Raw genomic sequence first — 5,342 nt, 5'->3', positions numbered from 1 at the left:
AATACAGGGATCTCTTATAAAATAGTAAATAATCGTGTATTTCTGAAGGATGATAATTCTCAAAGGAGTGTTCATTCCGAACCTGTTGTGACAGCACTCCAACAGCAGAAGAAAAAAATATCAGGTGTTATTGTCGACGATACCGGTTTGCCGGTCATTGGTGCGAATATTGTCCTGAAAGGTGGGGCTGGAGTCGGTACGATAACGAATATTGACGGAGAATTTACATTGGAAGAGATTCCGGATGGAGCGACTTTGCTTATCTCTTATATCGGATATTTGGATCAAGAAATTTTAGTGACGAAAGATAAAAATACATACCAGATCACCTTGCATGAAGATACTCAGAAATTGGACGAGGTTGTTGTGGTTGGGTACGGTGTGCAGAAAAAAGTAAATATGACAGGATCCATTTCGAATGTGAAGTCGGAAGAACTGTCGGTGATTCCTAATACTAACTTGTCCAATTCATTGGCTGGACGTGCTCCTGGAGCAACTATTACCGGTAATTCTGGTCTGATGGGAGCTTCTTCTGAGATCCGTATGCGTGGTGGATTCGGCGATCCGTTGTTCGTTATCGATGGTGTTATCCGTGATAAAGAGGCTTTTGATAATTTGGAACCGTATGAAATAGATCAGATGAGCTTCCTGAAAGATGCCGCGTCCGCTTCTATTTATGGATCGGCAGCTGGTAATGGGGTTGTGTTGGTCACGACAAAAGGAGGTGTTAAGAATCAGAAACCTGTGTTTAATTATCAGGGATCCTATGCTTTTAGCAAACCTACCCAAGAACTGTTTGCGGATAGATGGACGGCTATTGATGATTTGGATTACCAAAATGCTGTAGCCCGTTTTCAAGGCACGAAAGAGCCGAACGGTGAGGCGGAATATGCTTACTTCCGTGACAACAACATCAATTATAATGTAAACGATTATATTTGGCAGAATCCTTGGAACACAAAACATTCTTTGAGTGTGACAGGCGGAAGCGAGAAAGTGCAATATTATGTAATGGGGTCTTTCTTGGCAGAAGAAGGCTCTTATGTATCGTTGGAAAATAAGAAATTTTCTTTGCGCTCGAATTTAACGGTAGAATTGAGCAAATACATCAAGATGAATGTCAATTTGGATGCAAATCAGTCTAATGACAAGCGTTTCTATTGGCCATTCTCGGATGACGACGATCAGGCTGTGTATGATTTATACCGTTGTACATTCAATGCAATGAAGACAACGCCGTTCTACTCTAATTTGGACGGGACACCTTCTGCTACAATTACAGATTATCCGATTTATCAGGATTATGGTTCATGGCAAGGGTGGAATCCTGTAGATCAGGTTGTCGGTAACCGTTATCTGAAAACTCGTCGGCGCAATATGAATGGGATCGTTTCGTTCGATTTTAACTTGGATTTCATTACGAAAGGCTTGAGTACAAAGATCATGGGTAGCTATATTGGACATGACTACAATCGGAAACGTTTCATGACTTTCCAGAAGAACTACAAATTTCAGCAGGCAGATCCTGAAGGAAATCGTTTCTTGCCGGCTCCTTTAAATTTGAATGAGTTCAATACGTTCAACTTCTCTCAAAATTATGAAAACTTGGACTATCGTGCTAAACAATTGTGGACCGAGCAGTTTAATTGGTTTGTGAACTATGCCAATACATTTGGTAAACATGATGTTAACGCGATGGTTGTATTCGAACAGGCTTCTAACGGAGGGGAATGGATACAGGCTAAAGGGGAACAACCACTTTCCAACTTAGACCAGATGTTTAATTATTCGAGCGATGCCGAACGTCGTTGGGGTAACGCTGAAGAATATACCGGTGGACGTCTTTCATGGATTGGTCGTTTTAATTATACATTCGATCAAAAATATATAGCCGAGTTCTCTTTCCGTTATGATGGTAACACTTTGTTCCCCGATGGGCATCGTTGGGGCTTTTTCCCTTCTGTATCGGCTGCATGGCGTTTAAGTGAAGAATCTTTTATGGAAAATACGACCGATTGGTTGAGTAATTTAAAGCTGCGTGCATCGTATGGTACAACAGGTAATGACTTGGATGTGAATGATGAAGAAATAGCAGCATTCTCTTATCTACAGAAATATAATAAGGGGGGGAATTATGTGTTTGGTAACAATTTAGCTAATACGATTACGCCTGGTGCTACGCCGAACTTGACTTTAACATGGGCTACATCTAAGACTGTTAATGGTGGTTTGGATTTCGGTTTCTTCAATAACCGATTATCTGGTACGGTCGATGCCTTCTATCGTAAAGAAACCGATATTTTGGGAGCACGTACCGTGACGATCCCTAATACATATGGGCAGACATTAGCTCCAGAAAACTACGCTGAACGTTCTTGGCGAGGAGGTGAAATCGCTCTGACCTGGATGGATAAGGCTGCTAATGGTGAGATCGATTATTCTGCATACGTGAATTTAGGTTTTGCTCGCGACAAATGGGATGTCTTGGATGTTTCAGCTACTTATCAGGAAGGTGGAGCGTTACATGCATTGTCACCGGTAGGAAAGGCTGACGGTATTTTGACCGGTTTGATTGCTGATCATTTGTTGACCGATCCAGCTGAAGTTGAAGCTTTAAAAGCGAAGGGGTTCAAACAGTATGGTCGTGATCCATATTTGGGTGGTATTTTGTATAAAGATACTCGTGGAGATGGTTATACGGAAGGTCCTGATGGACGTATTGATGGAAATGATGCGTATAACTTGTTGAGTGAAAATGGAACACCGCGTATTAATTATGGTTTTGGAGGTAATATTAAGTGGAAAGGTATCACGGTAGACGTGCATTTTCAGGGTGTTGGCAAATATGATCGTTTTGTCGGTGGAGTTGATGGTGGTTTCTATCAGCATGGTGGTGCCGTTCGTCCTTATTTCCCAATTTGGACAAGTGATAAAGTCTATGATCCAGATTTGAATCCGAATGGTGTTTATCCACGCATTGTAGGGAATGGTTGGTATGAATCAGGTGCAGGAAATACAAGTTACTGGATGCGTAATGGGGCATACTTGCGTTTGAAGAATTTGAATATCGGCTATGATTTGCCGAAAGCGATTCTTCGTCCGTTGGGACTTACGCACGCACAAGTATTTGCCAATGCAACAAACTTGTTCTGTATTTCGGATGTAACGGAATTTTTGGATCCGGAACAAAAATATTATGATTCCTATCCGTTGATGAGAACATTTTCTTTTGGTCTTAATTTCTCATTCTAATTTTAAATCAGAAAGAATATGAAAATGAATAAAATCAAATATGCCATAATAAGTGCAGCTTTCGTATTGGGAGGAATGGCAACCGGTTGTGATACATTAGATATTGACAACTTGAATAGTTACGATGAGTCGATGGTTTGGGATGACGTTAACTTGGCTACGGCGTATGTGAACAATCTTTATTCGGAGTGCTTTGGAAACTGGAGTGCTGGTGCAGACAATAACTCAGAACAAGTGACAGGTATGCCATGGTATTTGGGTACTATTACAGAAACAGGTGGCGCTTATAAAAAGTGGAATTACACGACGATTCGCCATATTAACGAGGCTATCAAACGTTTGGAAGAAGGTGTATTGGATAGCAAAACGGCTAATGGCTTGTTGGGCCAGGCTTATTTCATGCGTGCCTATATGTATTATTGGATGGTTTTGCATCATGGTGGTGTCCCTTATATAAAGGTTCCTCAAGACAAGGATATGGATGATTTACGTGTAAAACGTAACTCTACTCCAGAGTGTTTCCAGTTTATGGTTGAAGATTTGGATCATGCCATCACATTATTGCCTGAGAAGATTGCTGGAAGTTCAGCTGATTACGGACGTATCGACCAGTGTTTTGCCAAAGCATGGAAAGCAAAAACTTTGTTGTTGAAAGCTTCTCCGCAGTTCAATCCGAACAATCCATACGGCAATGCTTATTGGGAGGAAGCCTATGTGGCAGCAAAAGAAGCTTATGATTTTTGTGTGGCTAAAGGTATCGCTTTAACTCCGAATTATTCAGATATTTGGATACAGGAACAAGGACCGGAGGTTGTTTTTCCTGTAGTAAATTCGAATCCGAATAAGACTTCAGCGTGGGAGTACACGACTCGTCCTGCTTCTGTCAGCCGTGACAAATCTTATAGTAACCCGACTTGGGAGTTTGTAAAAAGCTTTCCTATGTTGGATGGAAAACAGTATGATGATCCGAGTAGTAAATATTATGTTGGAGACGAACAGGCTTTACTGAAATCTTTCTGGCAGAATCGTGATCCGCGTTTCAATAATGTTTGTTTATATAATGGTCGGGAATATCCAGTGGCTGGAAAGCCTGCGAATTATAGACAATATAATGCTTTGGGTATCAGTAGTCCTGATGATCAATATGGTGTAAATCCGAATGCACATACGAATGCCGTGAACAATGATATTTTCTCAGGTTTTTATATTTACAAAGCAGCAGATTTAACATTGACTCAGGATAAAGTGATGACGTATGATATTGATTATATCCTGATGCGTTTTGCTGAGGTGATGTTTATCTATGCCGAAGCAGCTAATGAAACCGGACATTCGGAAACTGCAGTTGAAATGTTAAAGCAGATTCGTAAACGTGCCGGAATCGAGGCTGGGAACGATGGACTTTATGGATTGAAAGTCGGTAATCGTGATGAGATTCGTCAGGCTATTTTGGATGAACGTAATATTGAATTGTGTTTTGAAGGGCATCGTTTTTGGGACTTGCGTCGTACACGTAATATGATGAAATTGGCTGGCTGGACTAAACATGGACTTGAAGCGATTGCTATCAATCCGGATGGTACGGATATGGATCTGAACACTGCTAGAGCCAAAATTAATAATAATGAGTTGACTACCGGTGATTTTCGTTATGTGATTCGTCAAGTACCTTATACGGAAGCAGCTGAACGTGAGTTCGTGATTGAAGAGTCTTTCTATTTTTTCCCAATTCAGAAAAGTAACATCGACCAAAATCCGAATCTCGAACAAAACAATAATTGGGGCGGAACTTTTAATCCGACAATGGAATAAATTATTACTTTTATTTTTTCATAAATAAAGAGGGAGGCCAAAAAGACTTACAACCCTTTGGTTGTCCCTCTTTTTAGTTTTCTTTATTTATAACTTAATCTATATCAGATGATGAATACTAAATTATCTTTATTGATTTTGGCATTGCTGTTTGTGTGCTCCGAAATGATGGCTCAGGAAAAGATAACGATTGGGGTTATCCAATATGACTTGGGCGATGTAAATAAAAGCTTTAAGGATCTGCATGATCAGGGATTTGGTTCTTGTGAACTTAATTA

General features: G+C 40.4%; 2 protein-coding genes. Both read left to right on the top strand.

The features are described from left to right. The coding region (locus KTG12_RS20860; RefSeq protein WP_371745264.1) for a SusC/RagA family TonB-linked outer membrane protein at window positions 1-3,252 on the top strand (3,252 nt) is incomplete at its 5' end. Between the two features lie 18 nt (window positions 3,253-3,270). After that, the gene (locus KTG12_RS20855; protein WP_216945533.1) at window positions 3,271-5,064 is read left to right on the top strand and encodes a RagB/SusD family nutrient uptake outer membrane protein; all 1,794 of its coding nucleotides are present in this window, start codon (window positions 3,271-3,273) and stop codon (window positions 5,062-5,064) included. Window positions 5,065-5,342 lie beyond the last annotated feature (278 nt).

This window comes from Parabacteroides sp. MSK.9.14 (assembly GCF_019041495.1).
GTDB classification, from domain to species: Bacteria; Bacteroidota; Bacteroidia; order Bacteroidales; family Tannerellaceae; genus Parabacteroides; species Parabacteroides merdae.
Note: the sequence above shows the minus strand (reverse complement) of the source record. Positions and strands in the feature narration are given on the sequence as shown.